Here is a 15,126-nt window from a genome sequence, read left to right as displayed (position 1 = left end):
TTATACAACTTTCAAAATTCTTGGTAACCACATTTCTTTTACAGCTAAAAATATTCCAACGCTCATTATCAAGGTTAAAACAAAAAGAAGAATAGCCAAAGCCAGTTGTTTAGATTTATTCTTTTTGTCTTTTATTCTTAGGTAAAATTCTAGAACTGCAAGTGGTATCAAAAATGAACCAAACGACCAGAAATCAAAAAAATTCTCCAATTTAAAGCCCAATAAATCTTCAATAAAATACCAAAACTTATAACCTATTCTTAAGAACCAAACACCACTTGCAGTAATAAAAAGGCGGAGCGCCCATCTGCGATGTATGTGAATTTTACGAACAATTGCATATCGCAATGCTAAAAAGCTAAAAATAAGAATTAGGACTCCTTCAATGCTAATAGCAACCTCCTGAAATAGATTTCCAAACGATGGTCGTGGTCGTGTCCATATAAGGTATAATCCTGCCATCGCGCCAAAACATGCAAAAAGCATATACATACGACCTAGCCAGCGATGAAAACGTGGAAACTTTAATCGTATTTGTGGAATTAATTGTAAAGGGCCGCCCCCAATTATAATTACTGCTGTAACCAGATGAGTAGCAAGTATAATATTTCCTAAGCTATCTCCTGAAATATAGGAGTTTGGCATATGAGTTTCCCCCATACCTTTTAATCCCTTTTGAAAAATTAGAGACCCGTGATAAATAGCTACATAAAAAGCAAATATCCATTGTCCAATTAAGGTTACCAAGAACCATAATATAGTCACATTTTCTAAAACATATGATTTGGAGGATTTATTCATTTAATTTCATTTTTTTAATAGTTTACAAGTAACCTGAGTTGTTGACTAACAATGACAAGTTCGAAGCTAGTTGCAGAAAGTAGTTATAGATTGCTGTAAGCTTAAAAACAAACATTAATCTCTCGGCCATTTCCATGCTTGATAAATAATCATTGCAAAAACAAAAACTTCTATAAGATTGAATAAAATATAAAATGTGTGCCATTCACTGCCTAAGGTAGAAACGATAATTAAAATGGACATGCTGGCGTATAAGGCGGCAATACAAATATTTAACCATTTATTAATTTGTGGCTTCAGAAAAACGGATAAAAAGATCATTAACGAAGGAATAATTAAAATCACAGAAAATACAACCAAAATCACAGGAGATGTTGGTCCCATTGGGGTTTGAAGGTCAATCATTTTCTCCAACTTTTTAGGTGTCATCAGCTGAAAAAAGTCAGCATATATATACAAAAACATCAATGTACTCCAAAGTGCTGCTAGTTTAATTTTGATGTTAATATTATAATTGGTTAATGATTTCGAAGAGTTCGTTTTTATACTCATATTTGGTTGTTTTTAATAATTCATACTAAGTTTGACGATTTAACAGGGTAATTGTTACACTGTTGCTCTTATACTTTGTTGAAGCTAGTTCTTCATTAATATTTCCAATCCGTTTGATATCCTTTATTCAGTAAATTGCTGGTAACTAAATAGAATATTAGGATAACTATTAATTTATACACCACAAGTAGCAGCACAGCTGGTTTTTACTTTGACCTCAGTTTCTTTAATTGCCCTACTGATTCCTGAGCTGCAAACACCTGTTTCTGGTAAATTTAATTCTACTCGTTTTGCACTTTCAAAATCACCGTTCATGAAAGCGACAATTGATCTTATTTGCTCATAACCTGTAGTCATTAAAAAGGTAGGAGCACGCCCATAGCTTTTCATCCCAACAATATAAAAATCTTTTTCCTTTTGCCTTAATTCTGCTTCCCCATGTGGCCTTACAGTACCACAGCTATGAATATTTGGATCAATTAAATTAGCCAGCTTTGGAACACTTTCAAGAGCTGCATCTGAGTCAAAGCGAATTTCTCTTAAGAAATTAAAATCGGGACGAGAGCCTGTATTACTAATTATTTCATCTATACCTTCTAAAACAAAAGTGTCTTTGTGTTTTAAACCTTTAATTGCTAATTGGTCCTTATTTTTTTCAATTTCATGAATATACACAGGCGTATGAATCTCAATAGCTCCTGAATTCACCAATATTTCAATTTGAATACCTAAAGCACCTCTTGCCTTAAACTTATCAGCCTCTTGACCACCATACACATCACTAACTTGCTTTTTTCGCAATACCCAATGAATTTTTGTATTCGGATATTTATGGATAAGATCATTTAATGCTAAAATAGTCCCTATAGCCGAATGCCCTCCGCCAACGACTAAAGTAGTTTTATTGGCATATTTATCCTCATTTGCTTCATTGATATCGGGCATACCATAATATATTTGGGCTCTATTATCCACTTCACCAAGGGCAAATATTCCACCAGATCCTACAGGATTTGGACTTTGCAAAGTACCTGAAGCATCAATTACTGCTTTAGCTTCATACAACTTAAACTTGCCATTTTCAATAACTTGAATAGAAAATGGAAGTTCTGCTCTCTTGGCATCTTTCATTTTATCTAAACCGCTTCTTCCAATGGAGATTACCTTCGAATTCAAATGAATATGTTTTTTAATGCCTGGTAAATTTGCAAGTGGCTTTAAATAATCTTCAATGAGTTCCTTTCCATAAGGGACATCTGCTTTGTTTGGAATTGGTAATTGCGCTTCTCGTAATAAAGTTTCTGCTGCTTTGTCAATATTATATTCCCAAGGTGAAAACAACCTTACGTGTCCCCATTTTAAAATATTGGCGCCAATTTGACTTCCTGTTTCAAAAAGAATAAATGGTTGATTGCTTTTTTTAAGATGTGCGGCTGCGGACAAACCTACTGGACCTCCTCCAATTATTGCTACTGGTAAATCGTGATTATTCATTATTTCTTAGTTTTAGATTTAATATCATAACCAAGACTAATTCACATATAAAAAGACGCAAAATTCATCAATTATTTTTTCTCGATTTTTTTTGCAGGGGTTCACAATCTGCCTTAATCTCAATGGAAATAGGATTTCCTTTAGCATTTATTTCCAAATTACTGCATTCAATAATTTTCTCTTTTAATAATTTTCTTGCACGTTGAATTCTACTTTTAGTGGCCGTTAAACTCAAATTCATTTTTTTTGAAACTTCGATTTGACTAAATCCTTCTATATCTGACATTAAAAGTGGCACAGCATATTTTTTAGGTAATAATTTTATCAGTGGCTGTACGAATTCTTCAACATCTTCATATGTGTTATTTTCATCTACTCCAAGTATTTCTGTGGCCTCATCTGCGAATTTATCTTCCTTCTTTAAATGATCGATCACTGTATTGTGGGCAATTTGATACATCCATGATCTAATGTTTTTTATTTCATTTCCAGAACAACAAGATTTGTAAATTTTCATTAATACCTCATGGGATAATTCATCAGCTAGATATTCATTTTTAATCTTCTTTAAAATATAATATTTTAATTCACTCTTATATTCTATCCAAAGAAAAGCGACCTCTTTATATTTATTGATATTCATCATTATATTAATTAACGTGAGTTCGATGTAAGAAAATAGAATTAAATCTATGAAAAAAGCAGAAAATTTAGTAAACTAAGGATCTGAAAATCAATTAACTAAAATTATTCTGCTTATGATTTCTTATGCTAAAATTATTGAATTTTTTTGTAATCTAGACGATTTTATGAAAGAATTTGAAACTGTTTTAATAAAAAACAGTATTTCAGATGCTTCACAACCTAAAAGACGAAATAGAAAATCCAAAATGAGTAAAAGTGAAGTAATGACTATTATGGTTATTTTCCACTTAAAATCATATCGTAATTTGAAGCATTTTTATTTATTTGATGTGTGTAAACATATGGATGATTTTTTTCCAGATGTGGTGTCTTATAACCGATTTGTAGAATTGCAAAGGAAAGTTATTCAGCCTTTAGCAGTTTATCTAAAACTCTTCGGATTAGGGAAATGTTCTGGCATTTCTTTTATTGATTCTACAGCTGTTAAAGTTTGTCATTATAAGAGAGAAAACCAACACAAAGTATTTAAAGGAATTGCAGAGAAAAGCTATGGAACATTGGGTTGGTTCTATGGTTTTAAATTACATTTAGTCTGCAATGATAAAGGACAAATTATTGATTTTTTGATTACTAAAGCCAATGTAGATGACAGATATCCTCTTAAAAACGAAAGCTTTCACGATAAAATATTTGGAAAGATCTATGATGATAAAGGGTATCTAGGTAAAGATTTATTCGATAAATTATTTGTTGACGGTATTCATTTAGTGACCAAATTAAGAAAGAATATGAAAAAGAAAGCTCTTGATTTTATGGACAAAGTATATCTTAGAAAAAGAGCCATCATAGAATCTGTAAATGATGTCCTTAAAAACACTTGTCAAATTGAACACTCTAGACATCGTTCCTTTGACAACTTTTTAAGAAACCTTATAGCTGGATTAACTGCTTATTCATTCCTTGATGCTAAACCTAGTATCAAAATACAAAGATATTTACCAAATATTGGCATAAATTAAATCGAACTCACGTTATTAATTTTAAAATTTATTATTCTGCATCAAAAAAAAGTAAAACCATTGTTGAAACGGCATTAGAAAGGGGTTTTAGTTTTTAAGTTTTGATGGATAAATTTACAAAAAGTTTTTCAATGAACAGAAAAGCAACCAGTACACTATCTCATTATGTATGATGTTTGGCTCATTCCTGATATGCTATAGATTAATATCTTATTGGCATTCTCTGTTTACCACCAGCCTATACTATTTTTTTAGTAAGATTTTCGATATCTAGATTCTGAACACAAAAATGAAAAACCCCCTGTTAAAGGGGGGTAAATTCAGGTGCTTCTTTTTTTTTCTATAAATTTTCTTTTCGAATTGAATAAATAAATAGCTACTATTTTTTACGGTCACTATTCAATAGTATGGGCTATTTTTTTTAATAATAATGCTGCTACCAATTCTGATGAAGCCGGATTTTGACCCGTAATTAAATTCCCGTCTTGAATAGCATAAGATGCCCAATCTTCTTTTTTAGAATAAATTCCTCCGTTTTCTGACAACATATCTTCTACTAAAAATGGTACAACATTAGTTAGCCCTACTGCTTCTTCTTCCGTATTTGTAAATCCGGTTACTTTTTTACCTTTTACGAATGGATTCCCATTGGCATCTTTAACATTTTTTAATGCTGCTGGTGCATGACATACAAAGGCGATAGGCTTTTCTTGACTATTAAATTTTTCAATTAAAGTAATAGAAGTCTCATCGTTTGCTAAATCCCATAAAGGGCCATGACCTCCTGGATAAAAGACCGCATCAAAATCATCTGGATTCATATCTGCCAATACTTTTGTATTTGCTATGCTTTCTTTTGCTTCAGCATCATTATGAAAACGTTCTGTATCTTTAGTTGCAGCATCTGGCGAATCACTACTAGGATCTATAGGTGCAGCGCCTCCTTTTGGTGTTGCAATGGTAATATCTGCTCCTTTGTCTAATAATGTGTAATATGGGTTCGCAAACTCTTCAACCCAAAATCCTGTTTTTTTTCCTGTATCTCCTAATGTATCGTGAGATGTTAATACAAATAATATTTTCATGTTGTTCTTTTTTTATAATTCCATTTTTACTTCTGAATCTTTTTCAGAATGCGTTTCTTTTTTGTGTCTTTATAATTGGGTGCCGTTATAACAAATAGCAATACTACTATCATTTTTAATCTTTACGGAGTTAAAGTTAATAAGCCATTTTAACAACTTGCTTCACTTTTTCTGGTGATAATGACTGATGTTCTCCTAAGCCTAACCAACCACGATTTGTAAAACGTTTTGCTATTTCTTCTGCTGTTCCTTCATAATCGTTTATATAATCAGACAGTTTAGTGTTTATTCCCAAAGATTTGAAAAATGCAGTTGTTTTTTCGATAGCAGCATTGGCTTTTTCATCGATACTTCCTTCATTAATATTCCAGACACGTTCACCATATTGCGCTAATTTTTCTTTTTTAGCTTCAAAATTATATTTATAATGACTTTCTGTAATAATGGCTAATGTTCTTGCATGATCTATACCATATAAAGCCGTTAATTCGTGTCCTATGGCATGAATAGCCCAATCTGTAGGCACTCCTTTTTGAATTAATCCGTTTAATGCCATGGTACAACTCCACATAAAATTAGAAGCCGCTTTATAATCAAACTCAGCTTTCAATATAGTCGGTGCAATTTCAATCAAAGTTTGCAAAATACTTTCTGCAAAACGATCTTGTAATTTAGCATCTACGGAATAGGTCATGTATTGTTCAAGAACATGTGTAAATGCATCTGTCAAACCATTTGCAAGCTGACGTTTAGGTATTGATTTTACAACTTCAGGATCTAGAATTGAGAATTGCGGAAATAAACCTGAACCGCCCATAGCTAGCTTTTCTTTGGTTTCTTTTCGTGTAATTACAGCTCCAGAATTCATTTCAGAACCTGTTGCGGGCAAGGTCAACACAGTGCCAAAAGGCATTCCTTTTTCGGTTCTAACACCGTTAGATAAAATATGCCAAGGCTCATTACCTGTATATAAAGCTGCGGCTGATAAAAATTTAGTTCCGTCAATTACAGAACCACCACCAACCGCTAATAAATAGGTAATATTTTGGACTTTAATTACTTTTAAAGCCTCCAATAATGTTTCATATTCTGGATTTGCAGAAATACCTCCAAACTCAATGACATCAAAATTTGCCAAAGCCGTTTTTACTTGGTTGTAAATACCATTTTTTTTAATACTACCTCCACCATAAAGTAATAATACTTTAGCATCTGTAGGAATTTCTTCTTTTAGCTTTTTTATAGTGTCCTTTCCAAAAATAATTTTGGTTGGGTTTTTAAATTCAAAATTGTTCATCTTTTTTTTATTCCTTTTTTATAGTAAATCATTATTCAATTACTGTTACTAAATCTTCTGTGCTTTTTCTAACCTTTACAAGATTTACCAACCAATCTTTATCGGTATCTCTGTAACCAATGGGTAGCATTACTGCACTGCGCAAACCTTTCGCTCTTAAGTCTAATATTTCATCTAACTTATCTGGGTCAAAACCCTCTAAAGGAGTTGCGTCTACACCTTCGTAGGCAGCAGCTATAATAGCTTGTGAAAATGCAATGTATGCTTGTTTGGCAGCATGATTAAAGTTTACTTCGGCATCTTGTTGCGGATACATTTTTAATAATTGTTGACGGTAGTTTTCCCAACCTTCATTTTTGAATCCTCTAATCTCGTTTGTTAAATCGAACATATAGTTAATTCTATCTTCTGTATAGGTGTCCCAAGCAGCAAAAATGAGCAAATGAGAGCAGTCGGTTATTACAGATTGATTCCAAGCTATGGGTCTAATTTGTTCTTTAATCTCTTGATTTTTAACTACAATGATTTCAAAAGGTTGCAAACCACTTGAAGTTGGTGCTAAGCGAGCAGCTTCAATAATATTGTCAATTTTATCTTGAGATACTTTTTTGCCATTCATTGCTTTTGCAGCATATCTCCAGTTTAATTTGTTTAATAATTCCATTTTTATAATTTTTTATAATTTTTATTTGTTGTTACCTTTTTCCTTTTACAGTTTAATACTATCCCAAGCTGTTAGAAATGATTGTTGAATATGTGTTTTAGTCAATTGAAATTCGCCTTGCTTTTGGGCTATCATTAAAAATGATAATGGATTTATGGAATAGGCATATAAAATATAATCTGAAATGGGTTTAATCACTGCTTCATTTCTTCCACGTTCCCAAAGATCGAGTAAGGGTTGTAAATGACCTATACCCTCTTTTCTACTGGGCTCATCAATAATCGGCGTGTTATTACATTGGTTTAAAAAAAATGAATATTCAGATTGATTCATATTAAACTCTGCAATGCGCCTCCAGATAAGTTCAAAACCAGTTTTAACGGATGTATTTTCATGATACGTTTTAAAAACAAAATCTGTGTATTTTGTTTTTACCTCTAAATATGTTTGGTTTACCAAATCTTGCTTATTTTGAAAATACAGATAAATAGTTGCAGGTGACACATTGGCCATTTTTGCAATTTTACTCATAGGAGTTCCATGAAATCCATTATTATTTACCAATTCTATGGTTGCCTTTATAAGTGCGTTACGTTTATCTATGCTTTTTTGCAGTTTAGCCATTTCATTTTACTTAGACTACAAAGATACGTAAAAAATGAATGTTCATTCTTTTTTTTTAGAAAACATTTATAATTTGATTGAAATTTAAAGAAAGTAATAAACAATAGCGAACGGTTTTGTGATACGCATTGTCTCGAATGCATTGCGTATAGATTTTGCTGTGACTGTCTGCGGTAGGCAGGTTTTCGTTATTTCTTTAATGGTTGATGCTACTTTGCGATATTCATGAATGTCATACCAATTCTGTTTTGAAATTACTACAAATAAAATAATGATTTTTTTCTTTATAGAAAATTAGTGTTGTCCGATTAAAATTAGCTCAAGTGTTTTAAAGTATTGATAGTCTTGATTTTCAAGAGTTTTTAAAGTAGTACACCTTGCTATTAAAACCGCTTTAGAATTTATGATGTATCGAAAAATTTAAAATCGTAAAACTATTGTTTTTCAGTTAGTTACATTTAAGTCTTTGTTCTTGATTCTAACAGCGAAAGCGGTCTTTTTATCTTTTATCGGACAGCAATGATAGAAAATAGAAAAATAAAAACATAGCATTCGTAAAGGTTTCTTTTTACGTTGAAATAGAAAAGAAAAAAGGGCGTTTTATTGCAGTCATTTCAATGCAAAATTGACATTAGACGCATCTTCTCCTTCTCTTAAGCAGAATAAACCTTATTGCTGAATATAGTTCGCTTGGCAAATTTCTTCGGAATTTCGCCGTTCGTGTTTTATTTAGTAAATTCATTGCTCAAATTATGTAACAAAACTTAGATAATCAAGTTAGGCACCAAGTGAAACTAGCAAAATGTATGCAAGCTTCAGTAATATTTATACATTCTTAAGACAAGATAACTTGAACTCTGTGCTATAAAATTTAAAATTATAGCACCCTGAAAAACAAGTACATAAGACATGTATCAGAAGTAAAGAGACTATAAACGCAACGCTGTCGGAATACAAAAAGCCTTCAATTTCTTGAAGGCTTTTTAAAATATAATTTTCGATAAGATTAGTTAGGCATCACAACACTATCAATAGCGTGTATAACCCCATTGGAAGCGGCAACATCTGCGATTACTACTTTAGACATGTTTCCTTTTTCATCTTTCAACATTACATTTCCACCATCTAAAGAAGCTACCAGTTTACCTCCTTGCACTGTGGTTATTGTAAATGCTCCGTTGTTCGCTTTAATTGCTGCAATTACTGCTGTAGCATCAAACTTCCCTGCCACAACATGATAGGTTAAAATACTTGTTAAAGTAGCTTTATTTTCTGGCTTCAATAAAGAAGGAACTGTTTCTGCTGGTAATTTTGCAAAAGCTGCGTTTGTTGGCGCAAAAACGGTGAAGGGTCCGGCACTACTTAACGTTTCTACCAATCCTGCTGCTTTTACTGCAGCTACTAATGTTGTAAAGTTTTCATTTGCTGCTGCTACTCCAACAATGTTTGGTGTTTGTGCTGTTTCAACTGGATCATTACCAGTAGTTGTATTTAAAATTGTTGCTGATGTTAATGTAAAAATAGCAATAAATGCTAAAGCGATTAATCCGTTTTTTGTTTTCATTTTTAGTTGTAATTAAATTGTTAGTGTTTATTATTTGATACAAAAGTAAAAGATATCACAGCGAATCAAATTATAAATTTGTTTAAAGTTTAGTTAAATTTATTAAACAATTTAATTTTTAAAACTAAAGTTCACAAAAAAGCATCCAATTCTAGACAAGAATTGGATGCTTTTTATCTTACATAAAAATCTTACTTATTTAAGTACATTTTTCTTCTTGCATATAAATCATAAAACTCATCATCTTTTAAACTATCTATAAACAAGATACTTTCTCCTGTAGATTTCATTTCTGGCCCTAGTTTCTTATTCACATTTGGAAACTTATTAAAAGAAAAAACAGGTTGCTTAATTGCATAACCTTCCAATTGCGGATTAAATTTAAAATCGGTTACTTTGTTATGACCTAACATTACTTTTGTGGCATAATTTACATAAGGCTCTTTGTATGCTTTTGCAATAAAAGGAACTGTTCTAGAGGCTCTTGGGTTAGCCTCAATAATGTAAACAATATCATCTTTAATAGCAAACTGTACGTTTATTAAACCAACCGTTTTTAATTCTCTTGCAATTGTATGTGTATGATCTTTAATTTGTTGCATTACAAATTCACCTAAATTAAAAGCAGGTAAAGTTGCATTAGAATCTCCTGAATGAATTCCACAAGGCTCTATATGCTCCATGATTCCGATAATATAAACATTTCCATCAGCATCACAAATAGCATCTGCTTCAGCTTCAATTGCACCATCTAAATAATGATCTAGCAGTAACTTATTTCCTGGCATTCCTCGCAATAAATCAACAACATGTTCAATCAATTCTTCTTTGTTGATGACAATTTTCATTCCTTGTCCTCCTAAAACGTAGGAAGGTCTTACTAAAATTGGGAAATCTAACTCATCTGCTAAAACCAAAGCTTCATCTGCAGTTTCTGCAATTCCGAATTCTGGATAAGGAATGTTGTTATCTTTTAACATGGATGAGAATCTTCCTCTATCTTCAGCAATATCCAAAGCTTCAAAAGAAGTTCCTATAATTTTAATTCCGTATTTAGTTAATTTTTCTGCTAATTTTAAGGCTGTTTGTCCGCCTAATTGTACAATAACACCTTCTGGTTTTTCATGACGAATAATATCATAAATATGTTCCCAAAAAACCGGTTCGAAATATAATTTATCAGCAGTATCAAAATCTGTAGACACTGTTTCTGGATTACAGTTGATCATAATGGTTTCATAACCGCATTCAGCAGCCGCTAAAACACCATGTACACAACAATAATCAAACTCTATTCCTTGTCCGATTCTGTTGGGACCAGAACCTAAAACAATAATTTTCTTTTTATCTGATACGATACTTTCATTTGCAATGATAATTTTACCATCTGCGGTTTCTATTTCATTCTCGAAAGTTGAATAATAATAGGGTGTTTTTGCTTTAAATTCTGCAGCACAAGTATCTACTAATTTAAAAACTCGCTGCACTTTTAATTCTTCTCTTTTATTATATACCTGACTTTCCAAACAACCCAACATGTGTGCTATTTGTCTATCTCCATATCCTTTTTGCTTTGCTTCTAACAATAAATCTCTTTGAATTGTATCAATTGTAAACGTAGAAATTTCTTTCTGTAATTGAAACAACTCTTCATATTGCTTTAGATACCACATATCAATTTTTGTGATTTCATAAATTTGAGTTAAAGGAATTCCCATGGCAATGGCATCATAAATTGCAAAAACTCTGTCCCAACTTGCATTGGTTAATTTTTCTATAATTTGATTGTAATTTGTATACCCTTTTCCGTCTGCACCTAATCCATTTCTCTTAATTTCTAAAGATTGTGTTGCCTTGTGCAAGGCTTCTTGAAAAGAACGTCCAATTCCCATTACTTCTCCAACGGCTTTCATTTGTAAGCCTAAAGTTCTATCTGAACCTTCGAATTTATCGAAATTCCAACGTGGTATTTTTACAATTACATAATCCAACGTTGGCTCAAATAAAGCGGAAGTAGATTTTGTAATTCCGTTTTCTAATTCGTCTAAAGAATATCCAATAGCCAACTTGGTAGCTACTTTTGCAATAGGATAACCTGTTGCTTTACTCGCTAAAGCGGATGAACGTGAAACTCTTGGATTAATTTCAATCGCAATAATTTCTTCTTTTTCGTCTGGTGAAACCGCAAATTGCACATTACAACCCCCTTCAAAATCTCCAATAGAGCGCATCATATGAATAGCCATATCACGCATTTTTTGATACGTTTTATCAGAAAGTGTCATTGCTGGTGCTACAGTAATAGAATCTCCCGTATGAATACCCATTGGATCCATATTTTCTATAGAACAAATAATAACAACGTTATCATTTTTATCCCGCAGTAATTCTAATTCGTATTCTTTCCAACCCATCATGGCTTTATCAATCATCACCTCATGAATGGGTGATGCTTCTAAACCTCTACTTAATAATTCATCAAAATCTTCTGCTTTATAAACAATGGATGCTCCTGCCCCACCTAATGTATAAGAAGATCTAATCACCAAAGGAAAACCAAATTCTTGTGCAATTTCTTTTCCTTTTAAGAAGGATGTTGCAGTTGCTTGTGGCGCCATAGCAACACCAATTTTTAACATTAACTCCCTAAATTGTTCTCTATCTTCGGTAACATTAATCGCATCAATATCTACACCAATCAATTTTACATCAAAATCTTTCCAGATTCCTTTGTCATCTGCTTCAATACATAAATTTAATGCAGTTTGACCTCCCATTGTTGGTAAAACAGCATCAATTTGAGGATGCTCTTTTAAAATTTGAATGATTGATTTGGTCGTTAGTGGCAACAAATAAATATGATCAGCCATCGAAGGATCGGTCATAATCGTTGCAGGATTGGAATTGATTAAAATTGTTTCAATTCCGTCTTCTCTTAAAGAACGTAAAGACTGTGAACCAGAGTAATCAAATTCGCAAGCTTGACCAATAACAATAGGGCCAGATCCAATAATTAAAATGGAATTGAGGTCTTTTCTTTTTGGCATTGTAAGTAGTTGTTTATATTAGTTTTACAAAAATAGTTGGTAATTGGGTATAAAAAAAGGTGTTACTTAAAAAAGTAACACCTAATAAATTAACAAATGTTAATCATTTTATTTTTTATGTCTAGTTTCAGTTGAAACAGATAATTTTTTTCTTCCTTTTGCTCTTCTACGAGCTAATACTTTTCTACCATTAGCAGATGCCATTCTTTCCATGAAACCATGTTTGTTTCTTCTTTTTCTTTTTGATGGTTGGTACGTTCTTTTCGGCATTATATGTATTTTTAAATATCTTCTTTATAAGTTTTTGCTTTGTAGATTTTCCTCTTTAAAAGCGTTTGCAAATATACAATTGTTTTTATTTTAGACAAATAGTATTTAAAAAAAAATGAAATATTTTTTCTAGTTGCAAAATTACTATTATTTTTAATGTTTTTCCTCTTTTTTATTTGTGATAAAAACGAATGTTAGTACTTTTGCCCAAACCTAATACTACCATGCACAACACAAAATACGTTTTTGTCACAGGAGGCGTAACTTCATCCCTTGGAAAAGGAATTATAGCAGCATCTTTAGCCAAATTATTACAAGAAAGAGGCTTTTCAGTAACCATACAAAAATTAGACCCATATATAAATATAGATCCCGGAACCTTAAATCCTTATGAACACGGCGAATGCTATGTTACGGATGATGGTGCAGAAACCGATTTAGATTTAGGCCATTATGAGCGGTATTTAAATATTCCTACAAGTCAGGCGAACAATGTAACTACAGGTAGAATTTATCAATCTGTGATTGACAAAGAACGCAAAGGTGAATTTTTGGGAAAAACAGTGCAGGTAATTCCTCATATTACCGATGAAATTAAACGTAGAATTCAAATTTTAGGGGAAACTGGCGATTTTGATATTGTGATAACCGAAATTGGCGGAACAGTTGGAGATATAGAATCCTTACCGTATATAGAATCCGTTCGTCAACTATTATGGGAAAAAGGAGAAGACAATGCCATTGTTATTCACTTAACTTTAGTACCTTTTTTAGCTGCTGCCGGAGAATTAAAAACAAAACCTACCCAGCATTCTGTAAAAATGCTAATGCAAAGTGGCGTTAGTCCTGATATTTTAGTGTGCAGAACAGAGCATGAAATTTCTGACGATATTAAAAGAAAACTGGCTTTATTTTGCAATGTAAAACAAGAAGATGTTATACAATCTATTGATGCAGAAACCATTTATGATGTTCCTAATTTAATGTTAGAACAACACCTAGATACGGTTGTTTTAAATAAATTAAAACTTTCTTCTAAAGGAGAACCAGAATTAAAAGTATGGAATAACTTTTTAAGAAAACATAAAAACCCTACCTCAGAGGTTGAAATTGGTTTGATAGGGAAGTATATTGAACTGCAAGATTCATATAAATCTATTACGGAAGCATTTATTCATGCCGGCTCATCGCATGAAACAAAAGTAAATGTTCGTTGGATTCATTCAGAAAGTTTAACCCCTAAAAATGTTGAAAAAAAATTAAAAGGGTTAAACGGAATTTTAGTTGCTCCTGGTTTTGGTGATCGCGGAATAGAAGGTAAAATTAAAGCTGTAAAATATGCGCGTGAAAATAAAATTCCGTTTTTCGGAATTTGTTTGGGAATGCAAATGGCAGTTATTGAGTTTGCTAGAAATGTATTGCATTTAGAAAATGCAAGTTCGACCGAAATGAACAAAAGGACTAAATATCCTGTAATTAATTTAATGGAAAGCCAAAAAGATGTTACACAAAAAGGTGGTACCATGCGTTTAGGAGCTTGGGATTGTAAACTTACTATGGGCTCTAAAGTTTATAAAGCGTATAATTCTGAATTGATAAGCGAAAGACATCGACACCGATATGAATTTAATAATGCGTATTTATCTCAAATTGAAAAAGCAGGTTTAAAAGCAACGGGCATCAACCCTAAAACTGGTTTGGTAGAAGTTATCGAACTTTCTAATCATCCTTGGTTTGTAGGTGTGCAATATCACCCTGAATATAAAAGTACGGTGCTAAAACCGCATCCTTTATTTGTAGATTTTATAAAAGCAGCTTTAAAACAATCTAAAAAATAACATTAGTTTGTCTTTTTTAAGATTACTAAAATTAAAATGTATTTTGATTTAAAGTACCAAACGAATTTTAAGAATACTAAATCACCTTTCGACGGCGCTCGAGGAGGCATTTTTAATTCAGCATAAAAACGGAACGTATTTTGAAATACTAGTCCACTAAGAATAACAGTAGAAAAATCAACTAAAATAAACAAGGTTTTGCTACATTTGTCGCATTTTTATCAAG

13 protein-coding genes are annotated in these 15,126 nt (G+C 32.1%); 2 read left to right on the top strand and 11 right to left on the bottom strand.

The features are described from left to right. The 4 genes from K8354_RS04300 to K8354_RS04285 form a co-directional block, all read right to left on the bottom strand. Positions 1 to 801: a DUF2306 domain-containing protein gene (locus tag K8354_RS04300; RefSeq protein WP_223445659.1), complete on the bottom strand. Its 801-nt coding sequence runs from the start codon at positions 799 to 801 to the stop codon at positions 1 to 3. Between the two features lie 114 nt (positions 802 to 915). Beyond that, a complete protein-coding gene (locus tag K8354_RS04295) occupies positions 916 to 1,353 on the bottom strand; it encodes a DUF6326 family protein (protein ID WP_223445657.1) in 438 nt (145 codons plus the stop codon). A 174-nt stretch (positions 1,354 to 1,527) separates the two neighbouring features. Next, entirely contained in the window at positions 1,528 to 2,847 is a 1,320-nt protein-coding gene (locus tag K8354_RS04290; RefSeq protein ID WP_223445655.1) for an NAD(P)-binding domain-containing protein, read from the bottom strand. Between the two features lie 67 nt (positions 2,848 to 2,914). Then, a complete protein-coding gene (locus tag K8354_RS04285) occupies positions 2,915 to 3,493 on the bottom strand; it encodes a sigma-70 family RNA polymerase sigma factor (protein ID WP_223445653.1) in 579 nt (192 codons plus the stop codon). Positions 3,494 to 3,605: 112 nt separating this feature from the next. Here K8354_RS04285 and K8354_RS04280 point away from each other — a divergent pair, with 112 nt between their 5' ends. After that, positions 3,606 to 4,511, top strand: a complete 906-nt coding sequence (locus K8354_RS04280; protein WP_223445651.1) for an IS982 family transposase — start codon at positions 3,606 to 3,608, stop codon at positions 4,509 to 4,511. Positions 4,512 to 4,906: 395 nt separating this feature from the next. On the opposite strand, the gene K8354_RS04275 is transcribed toward K8354_RS04280, so the two are convergent. The 7 genes from K8354_RS04275 to rpmH all read right to left on the bottom strand — a co-directional run bounded on the left by K8354_RS04275 (position 4,907) and on the right by rpmH (position 13,062). After that, complete coding sequence (locus K8354_RS04275; RefSeq protein WP_223445649.1) at positions 4,907 to 5,596, bottom strand: type 1 glutamine amidotransferase domain-containing protein; 690 nt, start codon at positions 5,594 to 5,596, stop codon at positions 4,907 to 4,909. Between the two features lie 136 nt (positions 5,597 to 5,732). After that, positions 5,733 to 6,893 (bottom strand): iron-containing alcohol dehydrogenase, encoded by a 1,161-nt coding sequence (locus K8354_RS04270; RefSeq protein WP_223445647.1) that lies wholly within the window; start codon positions 6,891 to 6,893, stop codon positions 5,733 to 5,735. 31 nt (positions 6,894 to 6,924) lie between these two features. Further along, the gene (locus K8354_RS04265) at positions 6,925 to 7,557 is read right to left on the bottom strand and encodes an NAD(P)H-dependent oxidoreductase (RefSeq protein WP_223445645.1); all 633 of its coding nucleotides are present in this window, start codon (positions 7,555 to 7,557) and stop codon (positions 6,925 to 6,927) included. A 45-nt stretch (positions 7,558 to 7,602) separates the two neighbouring features. Next, a complete protein-coding gene (locus K8354_RS04260; protein WP_223445643.1) occupies positions 7,603 to 8,181 on the bottom strand; it encodes a TetR/AcrR family transcriptional regulator in 579 nt (192 codons plus the stop codon). Between the two features lie 1,006 nt (positions 8,182 to 9,187). Then, a complete protein-coding gene (locus K8354_RS04255; protein WP_223445641.1) occupies positions 9,188 to 9,745 on the bottom strand; it encodes a fasciclin domain-containing protein in 558 nt (185 codons plus the stop codon). A 191-nt stretch (positions 9,746 to 9,936) separates the two neighbouring features. Further along, positions 9,937 to 12,792, bottom strand: a complete 2,856-nt coding sequence (gene carB / locus K8354_RS04250; protein ID WP_223445639.1) for a carbamoyl-phosphate synthase large subunit — start codon at positions 12,790 to 12,792, stop codon at positions 9,937 to 9,939. A gap of 108 nt (positions 12,793 to 12,900) precedes the next feature. Then, on the bottom strand, positions 12,901 to 13,062 hold the full coding sequence (gene rpmH, locus K8354_RS04245) for a 50S ribosomal protein L34 (RefSeq protein WP_223445638.1): 162 nt from the start codon (positions 13,060 to 13,062) through the stop codon (positions 12,901 to 12,903). A 224-nt stretch (positions 13,063 to 13,286) separates the two neighbouring features. On the opposite strand from rpmH, the gene pyrG reads away from it, so the two are divergent. Further along, positions 13,287 to 14,900: a CTP synthase gene (pyrG, locus tag K8354_RS04240; RefSeq protein WP_223447582.1), complete on the top strand. Its 1,614-nt coding sequence runs from the start codon at positions 13,287 to 13,289 to the stop codon at positions 14,898 to 14,900. Positions 14,901 to 15,126: the final 226 nt, after the last annotated feature.

It is taken from the genome of Polaribacter litorisediminis, assembly GCF_019968605.1.
Taxonomy (GTDB): domain Bacteria; phylum Bacteroidota; class Bacteroidia; order Flavobacteriales; family Flavobacteriaceae; genus Polaribacter; species Polaribacter litorisediminis.
This window is presented reverse-complemented; position numbering and strand designations above follow the sequence as displayed.